Origin of the sequence: Weissella viridescens, from assembly GCF_014789145.1 — a bacterium.
GTDB lineage: Bacteria > Bacillota > Bacilli > Lactobacillales > Lactobacillaceae > Weissella > Weissella viridescens.
In genome coordinates this window covers 227,259-242,724 of sequence record NZ_CP061835.1, presented here as the reverse complement: position 1 = coordinate 242,724, position 15,466 = coordinate 227,259, and the positions used below count along the sequence as shown (strand labels likewise).

Below are 15,466 nucleotides of genomic sequence, written 5' to 3'. Positions count from 1 at the left end.
GTTACCTACTTGTGAAGTTCAACACGAAACAAGAGTGTAAAATAAAGGATGTTAGTTTAAATTTGGAGGAGAAAACATGGAATTTCTTATGTTAGCGCTGGCAATTTTGCTTTTGCTAGTGTTGATTGTTAAGTTCAAACTTAATACATTCGTTGCACTTATTATTACGGCGTTTGTTCTAGCACTTTTGCTTGGAATGAACCCAATGGATATCCCAAGTGCTGTTCTTGGAGATCAAGGTGTGGGAAACATCTTGGGAACCAACTCAGTTATCTTTATCTTTGGTGGGATGATTGGTCGTTTGGTTGCCGATGCAGGTGGTTCATACCGCATCGCCCGTACCCTAATCGACTGGTTTGGTGTTAAGCGCCTACAATGGGCCGTTTTGATTGCCTCATTCATCATCGGAATCTCAATGATTTTCGGTGTTGGTATGATCTTGTTGATTCCAATTGTCTTTGCCGTTGCGAAAGAAGCAGACGTGCCACTACTTTATCTTGGAATCCCAATGACAGCGGCACTATCATCTGCGCAAGGTTTCTTGCCACCACAGCCAGCCCCAACTGCTGTTGCCACAGCTTTGGGTGCTAACATTGGTATGATGTTGATTCTTGGTTTGATTGTTGCCATCATCACTGCCGTTGTTGGTGGACCTTTGTTCACTAAGTTGGCCCAAAAGTACGCTCCTGATGCCTTCCAAAAGAAGGAAAGCTTGCCTGCTGTTGGTGAAGTTAAGGAATACGATTTGAAGGATACACCTTCATTCGGTTTGTCAGTTTTGACATCAATCTTCCCACTAATCTTCATGATTATTGCGACAGTTTATAAGATGGTCTTTACTGGTGGTGTGACACCTAAGAACCCATCAATGATGGATTCTGTTATCGACTTTATGGCTAACCCTGCGGTTGCCATGACAGTTTCACTTATTTTTGCGATCTTCTCAATGGGAATTTGGCAAAAGCGCTCAATGAAGCAAGTTAACGTGTCTATGGCTGAAGCCACAAACGCAGTTGCCGGCATTCTATTGATCGTTGGTGGTGGTGGTGCCCTTCGTGGTGTCCTTGTCACTTCTGGATTCTCTGATCACGTGGCTAAGATGTTCTCAGCCAACGGATCAATGTCTCCAATCATGATTATCCTCTTTGCATGGGCTGTTACAGCCGTTCTTCGTGTTTCAGTTGGTTCTGCCACTGTTGCTGGTATGACTGCTGCAGGTATCATGGTGTCAATCGTTGCGTCACAAAGCAACCCAATGATGGCTGTACTTGTTGCCTTGGCAATTGGTTCAGGTTCATTGGTTGCCTCACACGTGAACGATGCTGGATTCTGGATTTTCCAAGAATTCTTCGATATCTCAATCAAGCAAACATTCCAAATCTGGACTGTGCTTGAAACTGTGATTTCAATTGCTGGTTTGCTTGTTATTATTGCAATGACAATGCTACTTATCTAAGTACCACATTACATTTGTTCAAACTAACATTCAAAAAAGCCCTGCGCCTTGTGCGTGGGGCTTTTTATTTGACGCTGTTACATTGCCATGTTAATATTCATATCTAAGCAGAAAACCCAAATCAGCAGAAAGGTGGACCTTTATTTTAAGTAGCGTAATTTTTTAGACTAATCTAGAAAGCATTTTAAACACAATGTGTGTTTGGTGTACGTTATTTAAATGGGTCCACGTTCTTTCTGCTTACCAAAGCGATAAAGAAAGAGCATGTCGACGCGTACATGCTCTTTTTTTGCACCACTTTCTTGGTTAGTCCTTTTCATTTTTGATTGTCACACATATATACAAAATAAAGGAGATTTAACCATGACAACTTTAAACACAGATCGCTTAACGCTACGTCACTTCAAGACATCTGACGCTGCAAGCGTCTACCACTATGCCAGTAATCCAAAGATTGGCCCTATCGCTGGTTGGCCTGTTCATCAAAGCGAGGCTGAATCTCGCTTCTATATTGAAAACTACTTCATGAGTCCTCATATCTTCGCCATCACGCTTAAGTCAAACCCTGACGATGTCATTGGCCTCGTCGGGCTCGAACTCGTTGACGAAGGCAACGCCAAAGACTTCATGACAGCGCACCAAGCAGAAATCAGTTATTGGCTTGGCGAACCGTTCTGGGGACAGGGTCTTGTCCCTGAAGCCATCGCTGCTGTCATTGATTATGGTTTCAATACACTACACCTAACCGATATTTGGTGTGGTTATAAAGATGGCAATGAACAATCTAAACGCGCCCAGGAAAAACAAGGTTTCTGCTATGAACGTACGATTCATCATATGTACAATCCCGTCCTTGATGAAGAGATTATTGAACACTTTACGATTTTGCATAATTCAAATTAAAACAGAAAAGCACGTTATGAAATTAATCATAACGTGCTTTTTCATTACCAAATTAAGTAAATTAAAGCTGTGGCAACCACAATCTGGAAGATGATTGTGACCAACCCATATCCCAAGTATCGAACCCCTGACTTCCGAATCGTTTGCCATTTTAAGTTCAACCCGATTCCAGCCAAGTTAACCACACCCAAGAAGCTTGATGCCTCATGGCCGAAATGATTAATCATCGTTGGGAATGGGAAAACAGTGTTAATCACAACTGCCACCAAGAACACCGTCACAAACCAAGGTAGCTTAAACTTGGGCTTAGCCGTTGTCACACTGGCATCAGCTCCCTCAGAACGCGCCACAACGTGCGTCATGTAAATCACAACGACTGATAGCAGAATAACCCGCAACATCTTAAACAAGGTCGCATACGTTACGACATCCTGGTTAATCAGCGCCGCTGTTCCAACCACTTGCCCCACTGATTGAACCGTTCCACCAATTAACGCCCCCATCAACATATCGTTGTGATGCATCAGGCTTGGTGCAATTAAAGGTAAGACAAGCAGTAAAGCCGTCCCGGACAAAGATACGGTGGCGACTGCCGTACGACGCTTATCATCATCGGCATGAATCGCTGGCGCCACTGACGCAATGGCACTCGACCCACATACTGCGTTTCCAGCAGCCATTAACATTGCTGATTGTTGGTCCACTTTGAAAAGCTTCTGACCAATCCACATCACAAAGGTAATGGTTAAAATCATAATCGCAATAATAAATAACAAACCTTGCAACTTTAATGAAGCAATTGTGCCTAAGGTTAACGTTACCCCTAATAACGCAATCCCCACTTCAATTGGATACTTCTCAGACCATTTCACTCCGCTACTCCAGCGATCATTACTAAAGATGGTGTTCCCCAATAGTAGGCCAATAAACATAGCCAATGTCTCGCCACCCAAGGCGGGCAAGAATGGCGCTAAAGCTTTCGCAATAATTGCCACGCCAAAAGTTAAAATGATTCCGCGCCACATCTCTCGACTTATTTTAAACATCCCCAAACTCCTCTCGTTTTCTACATGTTTTATTGTACGGTAAAAACAACGATAAGTTAAATTAATAGATATAATCGAACTGATTATGTTTTATAATAGATGATGAACGCATATGAAACGAGGTGGCCTGCCCATGTTTAACTTACTACAAACATTCCTAACCGTTTATGAAACCCGTAATTTCACTCAAGCAGCCGAACAACTGTTTATTTCGCAACCAACCGTGACAACGCACATTCAAAAATTGGAGCACGAATTACAAGCTGAACTATTCATCCGTGAGAATAAGCGTGTCATGCCAACTGCCGTGGCCGACCAATTTTATCCGCAGGCACAACAAATGTTAGCTGAATGGCGGACAACAAAACAGAGTTTAAGTCATGTGGCCCAACAACGCACACGGGTCGTCATTGGGGCTTCGCATTCGGCGGCGACCACTTTGCTCCCACAAGTCGTGAACTTACTAGCTGATTACCTCGACCAAGTCGATTTGAGTGTGCGGATGCTGAATTCCGAACAGGTATTCGATGGTATGCTGCAACATCAAATTCAGATTGGCATTATCGAAAAGCCATTAAGCGACCAACGCATCGCCAGTTTCCAACTAGCCGATGACCATCTCGTGCATGCAGGTGATTTTGCAAGCCCCGTCTGGTTAATGCGCGAAGCTGGATCTGGTATCAATCACTTCACCCATGAATATTTAGAACTGATGCACATACAACCGCAAAATGTTTTAGATATGGATAATAATGATATGATTATCGCCCAACTCAAAGCGGGACTGGGCCAATCCATCATTTCATCGCGCTTTGTCGACGATAATCTACCATATGAATTACTCGGTCCCGAATTCAATCGTAATTTTTATGTGCTTAATCATGGCACTGAAAGTGATCCACTCGTTCTCGCGCTCATCAACCGGATTAAACAACATGTGCAGGCTTTTAAGTAATTTTTTCAAAAAAGTTTGTGAATTCCAATTACTATCATCACAATGCCTCACCCATTTTTTTGCGTTTCTTTTAAAAATCGCAAAAAAAGTAGCATGGTTTCAAATGATGCAACGCGTTAATATAATAGACGTAGATAAGAGCCTACTCATCTATGTCTCCTACGAAAAAATTTGTTTCCCAACAAATTGTTCACATATTTTGAATACGAAAAAGCCTGGCACTTCTTCCCGCCAGGCTTTTTTGTATGCTTTTTTATTTCAATGCACCAAGCATATCCACACGATTAATCTTGCGTGCCATTAACCACAAAACAATTAAGGCAAAAAGCACAATCATTAACGTTGAAACCGCTAAGTTTAATACCGTAACCCCAGGGGCACTCATTGTATTTTCTGGCATGACCACTGACATCAAGTATGCATGTACGGCATAGCCAAATGCATAACCTAAGACAATTCCTGCCAATGTTAGCGCAGCAGTCTCACGATAGATATATTCGAGCACTTCCTTTGGATAGAACCCTAGAACCTTCAACGTTGATAGTTCCTTGATCCGCTCTGACACATTAATGTTGGTTAATGTGTAAAGCACTGTAAAGGCAAGCAAGGCTGCCGCTACAATAATTACTAAGACGACTTGATTCAAACTGTTCAAAACCGTATTAATATCATTACGAATTGAACCTGACTGAATTGTTGTCACCGCAGCCTTTTCTTTGTTCAACTTCACCGACATATCGCGCATCGCCTTGGTTGATGAATCATTCAAACGAATCAAGGTTGCGTTGGCAGTCGGCTTTGAATCATACACCTTATGATAGTAAGCCTTGTTCATCACAATTGTATGCCCCGCATACATCTCTGCAATGGCACCAATCTTGACACGATGACCTTGCCCCGTTGCATCGTCAAGTCGAATGGTATCACCGACCTTTAAGCCCTTAATCTTGGCTAGTTTCTCCGTCACCACGGCTTCATCATTATTCAAATGCAAAGCCTTTTTCGTCTTATAATCACGTAGTGTGAGGTATGACTTAAATTGCTTGGTATCCTGCGGGACCAACACTTGTACCGCTTGCTTGTCTTGCAAGCCCTTTACGTTAACCTGCGCATTGTCCATATGCACTTTGGTCTCACCCTTAACATTCCGATCCTCATCAACCGTCTTTTGATAAGCCTGCCGATCTGTGGAACTAGCGTCTGGATTATATACACCCGTTACGTCATAGTGCACCAATTGGTTGTATTGCAAAGGGACAATCTTATTCAAAGAATCGCGAATACCGAATCCTGTAATCAAAAGGGCAATACTTCCTGCCACCCCAAGAATCGTCATCCACATCCGCATCTTATAACGGAATAAGTTACGTAGGGTCACCTTATTGAAGAATGATAACTTTGACCATAACCACGTCCAACGTTCGAGCAGGATTCGCTTTCCATTCGCCGGAGGCTTAGGCAACATTTGCGTCGCGGCTTGCTCACGCATGTCCGCATACGTTGTATAAACGGCTGGGAAAACCGTACTCAATAATGCTAATCCGTATGACACAATAATTGGCCACCATGTTATGCCATATGACACCCCATTCGTGTAGAAGGTCGAGCCAAACGCCTGGAAAATCCGGTCAGGCAAGACGGTCAAACCAACTAATGTTCCAACAATGGTTCCGGCCGTTGCGACCAAGATGCTATACACGATGAATTCACGCATCGCTTGGATATGCGTATATCCCAGAGCGCGCAATGTTCCGACTTCAGTTCGCTTCACGTCAGCCATACGTTGCATCGTCACGAAACTCACCATCAACGCCACAGCAAAGAAGAAGATGGGGAACGTGTTTGATAGCTCTGCCACACGATCCGCGTCACTACCAAATTCGCTGTATCCGCCACTAAAGCCTTGTCGCGTTTGTGCCGTGTACTTGAGTTGTTGGACATTCGCCTTGGCTTGCTTAGCTTCATTCATTTTTGCATCGACTTCAGTTAAAGCAGCTTGAGCCTGGGCAACCATTGGTGTGCCTTGCGCCGCCTGCACAGCTTGTTGCGCTTCTTGTTGCTTTGCTTGCGCCAAGCTAAGTTGCTGGTCGATGTTTTTCTGCATATCAGCTCGACGATCAGCTGATAAGGTATTTAACTTCTTTTGGAGTTTGTCTGTATCTTGACGCGCTTGATTCTCATACTTATCTGAATAAGCTGGGCCAGAGGCATTGTTATAACTAACTTGCACCACATTTGGTTGCCCAGTAAAGGCTTGATCCGGCAGCACCCCAAAGGCATTAATTTTACCATCAGCCATGACCGTTGAACCCATGTTTTGTTTCTTCATATATTGGGCTGAACGGACAAAACCAGTCACCTTGAACGTCTTACCTTGCAACGTGTTGAGTTGCTTGTCATGGTTATCGGTCAGCGTGATGGTATCGCCAATTTTATACTGACCCTTGAGCTGTTCACCCAAGGCAATTTCATTGGCGCGCTTAGGCAAATGTCCCGACTTTACTTCCATCTTGCTTAATTGATCTGGCTTAGAAATGACTTGCATCGCCATTTGCTTGCCATGAATTTTTGCATCAGCTTGGTAACCGTATTCGGTACGGTCCACATACTTCTGCTGCTTAATCACATCCTGTTCATGCTTGGTGAAGCCTTGCGTCCCTGGCGTATTAATTTTTGCATCAGCTAAATTCTGTTGGACATAGTCCTTCCGCACAGCATTACGCATGTCCGGACTTGTTGCTTTCAATCCGACGAAGACAAAGACCGCTAAGGCAATCAATCCCATAATTGAGAAGAAACGCCCTTTTGAATCTTTAATCTCACGCCAGATGTTTAGGTTTAAGATATTTTTCATGGCTTACCACTCCAAATCTTCAATTGGGGTTGGGTTTGGATTGCGTGTATCTGACTTGACCTTACCGTCAAAAATCTCAATGACGTGATCTGCCATAGGCTTAATCATCCCATTATGGGTCACGATAATAGCATTCTTACCAGTTTCACGTACATAGTCTTGGAAGACTTGTAGCACTTGCTTACCAGTGTGATAATCCAAAGCTCCCGTTGGTTCATCAGCTAGTAAGAGGCCTGGGTTCTTTGCCATAGCACGGGCAATTGATACACGTTGCTGCTCTCCGCCAGACATTTGCGCAGGGAAATTATCCTTACGCTTATCCAAGCTCACTTGACGGAGCGCTTCTGTTGCATCCAAGGGGTTATCGACCAACTGAGATGCCATTTCCACATTTTCTTGCGCCGTTAGGTTTTCAATCAAGTTATAGAATTGGAACACAAATCCAATTTCCTTACGCCGGAACGTTGTGCGTTGACGTTCATTGTAATCAGAAATATCCGTACCATCCACGATAACCTTACCGTGGGTGTTTGAATCCATTCCCCCAAGGATATTTAACAAGGTTGACTTACCCGCTCCAGACGCCCCAACAATAATGGTTAATTCGCCTTTATTAATGTCAAAGCTAATATCGTCATTGGCTCGAACTTCATTGTCCTGACCCTCGTTATAAATCTTTGAACTATGTTGAACTTCAATATACTTTTCATCTTTCATGTAAAGCAGACCTCCTCGTCGCCTTGCGATGTTTTTTTGTTTGCTCATCTTGATTATACGGGGTCGAGTGCCAAGGAACAATAAATTTGCATGCGCTACGTCAAAATCTTGCAAAATCGCACTAGATTGGGCATACTTGTCCATGTACTTTTAAAAAATGATAGAAAGCATTTTAATTAACCTTATGAAAAAAGACATACAAATTGCATTATTAATGGCAGCTAGTCTATTTATGGAAATTCTTGATGGGACGATTGTTACGACCGCGCTACCGCGGATGGCCGTGGATTTCTCAGTCAATAGCACTTCGGCTGCGCTTTTAGTGAGTACCTATCTAATTACCGTCGCAATCTTCATCCCCCTTAGTGGGTGGATGGCGCAACGCTTTGGGAAAAAGCGCATTTGGCTCATTGCCGTGGCTGGCTTTACCCTCAGCTCGCTGGCATGTGCGATTGCGCCTAATTTTGGCTTTTTGCTGGGAATGCGTGTGCTTCAAGGGATTTCTGGTGCCTTGATGACACCAACTGCACGTTTAATCGTGCTAGAGAAAACACCCTCCAATTTATTATTAAAGATGACTTCCTATCTGGTCTGGCCAGCCTTGTTGGCGCCAGCCATTGCCCCCTTGATTGGTGGCGTGTTGATTACCTATTTAAATTGGCACTGGATCTTCTTGATTAATTTACCGATCGGCGCGATGATTTTCTTCATCGGTATTTATTTAATCCCACAGGATGTGATTGAACGCGTGACCCGCTTCGATTGGATTGGATTCTTACAAATTGCCCTTAGTAGTGGCTTTCTGCTAACCGGCGCCGAAATTGCTTGTCGTCCAGGTGCTGGAGCTTTACGTTTCGGTGTTCTACTGCTTGTACTGGGGCTGATTATATTGGGGATGTTCATTCAACATATCCGCAGTGTGTCGAATCCACTTTTCTCGATTAAGGCCTTGAGATTTCCTTCTTACCGCATTAGCCAAACTGGTGGTTTCATCCTATGGCTTTCAGTCGGGGCGATGCCCTACCTGTTAACGTTATATCTTCAGACCGTGTTCGATTGGAGCGCCGTTAAAGCTGGAAGTTACATCATGTTTATCTTCATCGGTAATATTGGCATTAAGCCGTTTACCACGCCAATTATTAAGACCATTGGTTATAAGGGCGCTTTAGAAAGTGCATTCGGCATGGTGCTACTAAGTGCAGTTGCGTTAGCCTTCGTCACACCACAAACTGTTGGCATTGTGATTATGGCACTCGCCTTGATTTCCGGTGTTGGTCGTTCACTTGCGCTCACGTCTTATAACGGATTGAGTTTTGCTGACGTGGCGCCCATTGATCGAAATAGTGCGAATACACTAACATCTGTGACACAAAGCATGGCCCAAGGTTTGGGTGTTTCGTCAGTTTCGATTTTGGTGCGGATTTTGCAACTCTTCATGCCCGCCCAAGCTGCTTATGGCTATGCCTTTATTGCCTTGGGCTTGTTGATGATTTACCCGATTATTGAAACGGCATGCTTGCCGAAGAATATTGGTGCAAATACTTTGTAAATGATATAGAAAAAGCTACTGATGCATTATGCACCGGTAGCTTTTATTTTATGCTATTTATCATAGTCTTCTGGTGAGTCATACCAAGTATCAACTGCATCCGGGATACCCTCACCTTGCATGTTATGCCAAGCAAAGTCGTCGTACCACAAGCTAGACTTACCTTCATCTAAATTGTTGATTGTCTCAACTTCTGCATCAGTCAATTCAAAATCAAAGACATCAGCGTTCTGTTGAATACGTTCAAGATGTGATGATTTTGGAATTGTAATGATATTACGTTGCAAGTCCCAACGAATAATGACTTGCGCCACACTCTTATTGTGCGCATCTGCAATATTTTGAAGCGTTGGATTATCCAAAACTTCTCCACCGCCCAAAGGTGACCAAGCTTCAATTTGGATACCAGCGTGTTGTGCAAACTTCAAAACATCCTTTTGTTGTTGCAAAGGATGGAATTCCATTTGGTTAACCACTGGCGTAATGTCGGCGTGATCTAAGAGGTTTTGCATATGCTCAACATCAAAGTTTGAAATACCAATGGCGCGAACCTTTCCTTGGCGATAAAGTTGCTCCATTGCTTTCCAAGTATCGATGTACTTTCCATCAACTGGCCAGTGAATTAATAAGAGGTCAATGTATGTCAATTGTAGACGCTTCAAGCTACCATTAATGGCATCCAAAGTGCTTTGATAACCTTGATCACCGTTGAAAACTTTCGTCGTTACAAACAAATCCTTGCGATTCAAGCCTGACTTTTCAAGTCCTTCACGAATACCTTCACCAACTCCAGTCTCATTTCCATACTGCTTCGCCGTATCAATCATACGGTAACCATGTTGGATTGCTTCACTAACTGATTGCTTAGCACTGGCGTTATCTGTTTTCCAAACACCAAGTCCTAAACGCGGCATTTCGACACCGTTGTTCAAATGCTCTGTTGTTGCTAGATTTTTTTCTGACATGTTTTTTCCTCCTATGTTAATTACTTAAGCGCCCCAAGTATAACATATAACTTCAATAACACCTTAATCGTTTAATTTCATCAATTCGTTTCTTAATTCTTCATTTACAGCATAAATATAAAGACCATGCACCCCTCGAGTTAAGAGAACGTTTACCGCGTGTTTAATATTATCAATACGATACTCTTTAATTCTCTCGTCTGAAAAATCACTATCTTGTTTAACAGTTTTAAAAACATTTTTTGCATCAGCTGATTCTGAAAAATCAGGGTTCACTCTAAGCGACCTATTATTTTTATCGTATTCAATGGAAGGTCCTAAGATGACGCCTACGTAGTTTAAGTCTGTTCCCTGTACTGTATATATTGACCCTACCTCATCGATAGATTCCGGGATTTCTTGCCAAGGAATATTTTTCTTTTGTGCAGATTTCACCATATCTAATTGCAAATTCCACGGAACTTTAAAATCATTATCTTCAACATACCAGTATCCTGTCGACTCAGCTTTATTTTTACTAGGAGAGTATTTCCAATCAAAAGTTGCTACGACTCTAGATAAACCGACAGTAGCATTCTTTTCTTTTATTATGTCATAAAGATTACTAGCGGAATCTATGAATTTCAAATCATAATCATCTGTTCCTCGATTTCTGTTATCTGTCTTAGGTGTAGGCGCAGATAATGAGTCCCTACTAAAATCAGCGATACCTTGAATGTAGTCCTTTACTTCTGCTGGTGCTTCTATGCGCCACTGGTCTTTTAACCTAAATGTTTCTGCAGAATCAATCCTTTCTTTTAGAGAATTGTTCAAGTATGATTTCCCTGACACAATTTGATTAGGATCAAAGACAAAAATTATAACATCAGCTAAATTGATAAGGGCCTCTAAATCTGGTTTCCAAATCTCACTTTTTGCTCTCCGATAGTTACCCGTCCATAATAAATGTCCCTCATCAACTAAAATAACCTTTTTCTTTTCATTTTTATTTATAAAAGAAGAAACATTAAACACCGTATTATTCATATTTAGTTTCTTTGTTAAGTCTGAATATGTTTTTAGCTGTTGTTCTTGTCTAGTAAGTAGGGCAATTGAGGGGGCATTATGATTAAAATCATTAACATCATGCAAATAATCATATAAATCTTTAAATAGCGCCGACATCAATACAGTTTTCCCAGTTCCTGCCATTCCTTCAACTTTTATGATTTTAGCAGAGGTACTTTTTTGCTCAAGTACCTTAATAACTGTCTCCTCAATGCTTTGTTTGGCATCTAACTGTTCACTCGATAATTGTTTAAATGGGGAATTAGCAAACAACGCCGATCCTTCGACATCCGACATACTTGAAACTATGCCTTCTTGCCTTAGCGAATCCCAAATTTCAGGAAATATTTTATTTTCATACATACCTCGCATATAAAAATTAGGTTGCTCGTTATTCCTTAAATTAAGAAGACCATTGTTTGCGGTATTTTTATCATCTTCTAAACTACCAAACTTAGGATCACCTGTTAGATAATTCATCAACATTTGTTCAATCAATAAAGTCGCACTTTTATTAAATTTTCTGTGACCAATCATATGTAAGCTTGCTGATCCAATATTATTTAATTTTACTAAAGCATCGGTCTCACCTGCTTCTAAGTGTTCTTTCGTTCTCTGAATAATAGAATTAGTTTCTCCAACATAAGCAGTATTTTGTCCACTTTTTCTACCCGCTTCAGCTATATAAACAGATGGAAATGAAATAGGGTATTGTTCACTTTCAGGTAAGTTAGACATTTTTTTGCTGTAATTATTTAGTTCTTTCTTTGTTATCCTAATTGAGTTGATATTTAGGTCACTCATACGAAAATCTACCACCATTAACTGTAAAATTATATAATACTCTTATATTATTCTACTATACTTGTAGTTTTGATAAAACTTTCATCATATTTTCCAACATACTCCGCACTTGATCCTAAACCTAAAATAGGTTATACTTAATATCATGTTTTAAAAAGAAAGGACACTGATTAAAATGCAAAAACGTGTTGCAGAAATGTTCGCAGGTGTCGGTGGATTCCGTGTCGGCTTAGAAAATCTAAATACCGGCTGGGATACAGTTTGGGCTAACCAATGGGAGCCCGGAAAAAAAGTTCAACATGCGTATGACGCATATGTAAGTCACTTTGGTGAAAATGATAACTATAGCAATGTAAACATTAGCGAAGTAGATAAAACAAAAGTTCCTGATATAGAATTACTAGTTGGCGGATTTCCTTGTCAGGATTACTCTGTAGCTCATACTGGTGCAGAAGGAATCGTTGGAAAAAAAGGAGTCCTTTGGTGGGATATTCGTGACATGATTCAAGCAAAGTTCCCACCCTTTATTTTCTTAGAAAATGTCGACCGTCTTCTATCCTCTCCTGGTCCTCGCCAACGTGGTCGTGACTTTGGAATGATTTTATTTACCTTACAACAACTCGGGTATGGCGTTCAATGGCGTATGGTAAATGCTGCTGACTATGGATTCCCACAACGTCGGCGTCGTATTTTCATCTTTGCTTATCGTAAAGATACAAATTACTATAATGAAGTAACCAATACCAATGATTTAAAAGAAACAGTCCTTGGCCATAACCCATTCAATACTGAATTACCTATCTCAAGAGAACTAACCGCTGAGAATGAAGGACGTATCAATGAGTATGATGATATCGTTAATTTCTCTGATAATTATTCTTTCAATTTTGGTAATGTTGGAATCATGCATGATAATGACATCTTTACAGCAAAGGCTACTGCTGAATATAATGGTCCTCATACAACACTAGGTGATATTTTAGAAGACACCACAACAGATGATTCTTTATATCTTGATAACAAACCCGAACGAATGGCTAAGTTCGAGTATCTCAAGGGTCCTAAGCGAATTCCTCGTACAAGTGCAGACGGTCATGAATACGTTTATTCAGAAGGTGGCATGGCTTTCCCTGATGACTTAAACAAACCTGGTCGTACTATGCTAACTTCTGAAAAGAGTGTTAATCGTTCTACTCATGTTGTTCGCGACAAGAAAACTGGCCGTTTACGCTTCCTAACACCAATTGAAGCTGAACGTCTAAATATGTTCCCTGATAATTGGACAAATACTGGAATGCCAACCAATTTCCGTTACTTTACAATGGGAAATGCCTTAGTGGTTGGTGTGGTTCAATCTATTGGTGCTGGTATCGACGAAATCATCGCAAATGAAACTGAACTTCCTCTAGCTGATCAATATAATCCAGGCCATATTGATCAAGTTCAGCACACTAAACAATTAGACCTCGATATTTAATAGAAAAAGGGAGACTGCCTGAGGCAGTCTCCCTTTTTCTATATATATTCAACATCATCTAATAACTTCAACAATTCTTGCCCTTTTAACCAAATCTGCTGGTTATAAATGTAGTACCCATTTAATTCCAAAGGTTTATGAGTTGAGTCACTACTTGTTCCTCTTAAGAAAAAATTATTATAACGCGCTTTTGGTAAATTATTAGTTTCCTGTTGAGTATCTTTTTCTTCATTCATAATTGGATTACCAGCCTTATTTAACCTCGGTGTGACCTCAAACTTATGATTTGCTACTAAATCCTGTATTTGTTGAAGTACTGGTTTTAAATATTCTTCTAGATATTCCTCTGAAAAACTAAAGCGTTTAAAGCCAACGAATGAATCATCCTGCATCTTAGCATTCCCATCTTTTTTAAAAATTGGAAAGATAAACTGATTATTATCAAAATATCGGTATGCTTCAGTTTCTGTAACATCACCATCTGCATCCCTGAACTCATCAAAATCAAGCGTAAAGAATTTACAATCCTCTTTTTTCCGACCATCCGAGTACATAGTTCTAGCTTTAATTACCATTCCAGACTTTTCAACAATGCCAACCTCATCATCACCAGTATTAGGTTCTAATATATGCTTGATCAGCTTGCTAGCCAGAGCCTTACTTGACGAAGAAATACCAAGTTCCTTGGCAATTTCCCCTACACGACGACTTTGATATCTCTTTGAGTTTTCTGATAAGAAAGCATCTAGTTCCGCGTACGAAGAAATATTGTTTTCTTCATCAACATTTTGATTTGTAAAATGTTCCTTAATAATACTTGTAACATACGATTGTTTTAAAGCAAATCTTGGACCATTTTTCCATCCAGGCGCTGTTTCCAAATACATCATAGATTTCTTTGCGGCCGAGTAAGCCTTAGCTTGCGCCTCATTCTTCTTATCAATAACATCTTGAGCCAAACAGAAATCTTGAATAATCTTCCAATCATTCATAATCGTTTTCAAATCTGCTTCCGGAAATTCATGAAGTTGATAACCCAAATACGGAAAGTTTGCATATTCTGCAGCTTTAACTGGCTTCTTACTATCATAAAGGTAATATACTAGCAACGTATTTTCTAGCTTATTCCATAAGGCACTTGTTTCAAAGGTTTCTTTCACAAGTTTGTGTGGAGAAATATTCGTAATAGTTATACGTTCTTTAGCTTTATAACTTTCTGGATTGCCTAATTCACCAGTTAATCCCGTCGTTTTTACTTCAACCTGTTTGCCATCAATCTCAATATCAGCTTCCTGTTTGGTATCAGATCCATAACCTAAAATCGAGTGTTCAATTACATCGCCAGCAATCCCAGTAATTTTAGGGTTTTCAATGGTTCGTTCAAAGTCACGACCATTATTCTTTTCTTCATCGATTTGACCTAATGTTTTCCCACTAACCTCATCAAATCGTTCTTTAATTTCGGTACTTGTATATTGATGTTCCATTAGTCCTATTAAATTCCCCATTATTTGTAGCTTTTACCTATTTGCTTGTGTCCTGTCTTAAACACAATTCAACAATTTTAAAGTTATTATTATCTACTAATCAATCGCATCCAATTTAATAGATGAATTACAATAATTGCAGTGTTCACTATTAGTAAGCATTTATAAGTACGATGTCATCTGAATTTAACATCTACAATCACTCA

Annotated in this window: 11 protein-coding genes; 5 read left to right on the top strand and 6 right to left on the bottom strand. The window is 40.7% G+C overall.

Annotated features, from left to right (window positions below):
- Nucleotides 1-76: 76 nt before the first annotated feature.
- Both IE337_RS01275 and IE337_RS01270 read left to right on the top strand, forming a co-directional pair.
- On the top strand, nucleotides 77-1,456 hold the full coding sequence (locus IE337_RS01275; RefSeq protein WP_191136499.1) for a gluconate:H+ symporter: 1,380 nt from the start codon (nucleotides 77-79) through the stop codon (nucleotides 1,454-1,456).
- Nucleotides 1,457-1,819: 363 nt separating this feature from the next.
- On the top strand, nucleotides 1,820-2,359 hold the full coding sequence (locus IE337_RS01270; protein WP_191136498.1) for a GNAT family N-acetyltransferase: 540 nt from the start codon (nucleotides 1,820-1,822) through the stop codon (nucleotides 2,357-2,359).
- Nucleotides 2,360-2,403: 44 nt separating this feature from the next.
- Here IE337_RS01270 and IE337_RS01265 read toward each other — a convergent pair whose 3' ends face one another.
- The gene (locus tag IE337_RS01265) at nucleotides 2,404-3,405 is read right to left on the bottom strand and encodes a YeiH family protein (protein ID WP_191136497.1); all 1,002 of its coding nucleotides are present in this window, start codon (nucleotides 3,403-3,405) and stop codon (nucleotides 2,404-2,406) included.
- A gap of 133 nt (nucleotides 3,406-3,538) precedes the next feature.
- Between IE337_RS01265 and IE337_RS01260 the strand changes: the two genes are divergently transcribed.
- Nucleotides 3,539-4,360, top strand: coding sequence for a LysR family transcriptional regulator (locus IE337_RS01260; RefSeq protein ID WP_191136496.1), 822 nt, complete (start codon nucleotides 3,539-3,541; stop codon nucleotides 4,358-4,360).
- 253 nt (nucleotides 4,361-4,613) lie between these two features.
- Here the strand turns inward: IE337_RS01260 and IE337_RS01255 are convergent, their stop codons facing one another.
- The gene (locus IE337_RS01255) at nucleotides 4,614-7,214 is read right to left on the bottom strand and encodes an ABC transporter permease (protein ID WP_191136495.1); all 2,601 of its coding nucleotides are present in this window, start codon (nucleotides 7,212-7,214) and stop codon (nucleotides 4,614-4,616) included.
- Nucleotides 7,215-7,217: 3 nt separating this feature from the next.
- Nucleotides 7,218-7,931: an ABC transporter ATP-binding protein gene (locus IE337_RS01250; protein ID WP_191136494.1), complete on the bottom strand. Its 714-nt coding sequence runs from the start codon at nucleotides 7,929-7,931 to the stop codon at nucleotides 7,218-7,220.
- A gap of 184 nt (nucleotides 7,932-8,115) precedes the next feature.
- On the opposite strand from IE337_RS01250, the gene IE337_RS01245 reads away from it, so the two are divergent.
- Nucleotides 8,116-9,480: an MFS transporter gene (locus tag IE337_RS01245; RefSeq protein ID WP_191136493.1), complete on the top strand. Its 1,365-nt coding sequence runs from the start codon at nucleotides 8,116-8,118 to the stop codon at nucleotides 9,478-9,480.
- Between the two features lie 53 nt (nucleotides 9,481-9,533).
- On the opposite strand, the gene IE337_RS01240 is transcribed toward IE337_RS01245, so the two are convergent.
- A complete protein-coding gene (locus IE337_RS01240; protein WP_191136492.1) occupies nucleotides 9,534-10,445 on the bottom strand; it encodes an aldo/keto reductase in 912 nt (303 codons plus the stop codon).
- 63 nt (nucleotides 10,446-10,508) lie between these two features.
- Nucleotides 10,509-12,296 carry a DNA/RNA helicase domain-containing protein gene (locus tag IE337_RS01235; RefSeq protein WP_191136491.1) on the bottom strand — a complete coding sequence of 596 codons (1,788 nt, stop codon included), beginning with the start codon at nucleotides 12,294-12,296 and terminating at the stop codon, nucleotides 10,509-10,511.
- A gap of 175 nt (nucleotides 12,297-12,471) precedes the next feature.
- Between IE337_RS01235 and dcm the strand changes: the two genes are divergently transcribed.
- Complete coding sequence (gene dcm / locus IE337_RS01230; RefSeq protein ID WP_191136490.1) at nucleotides 12,472-13,773, top strand: DNA (cytosine-5-)-methyltransferase; 1,302 nt, start codon at nucleotides 12,472-12,474, stop codon at nucleotides 13,771-13,773.
- Nucleotides 13,774-13,811: 38 nt separating this feature from the next.
- Here the strand turns inward: dcm and IE337_RS01225 are convergent, their stop codons facing one another.
- Entirely contained in the window at nucleotides 13,812-15,260 is a 1,449-nt protein-coding gene (locus tag IE337_RS01225; RefSeq protein WP_191136489.1) for a MutH/Sau3AI family endonuclease, read from the bottom strand.
- Nucleotides 15,261-15,466: the final 206 nt, after the last annotated feature.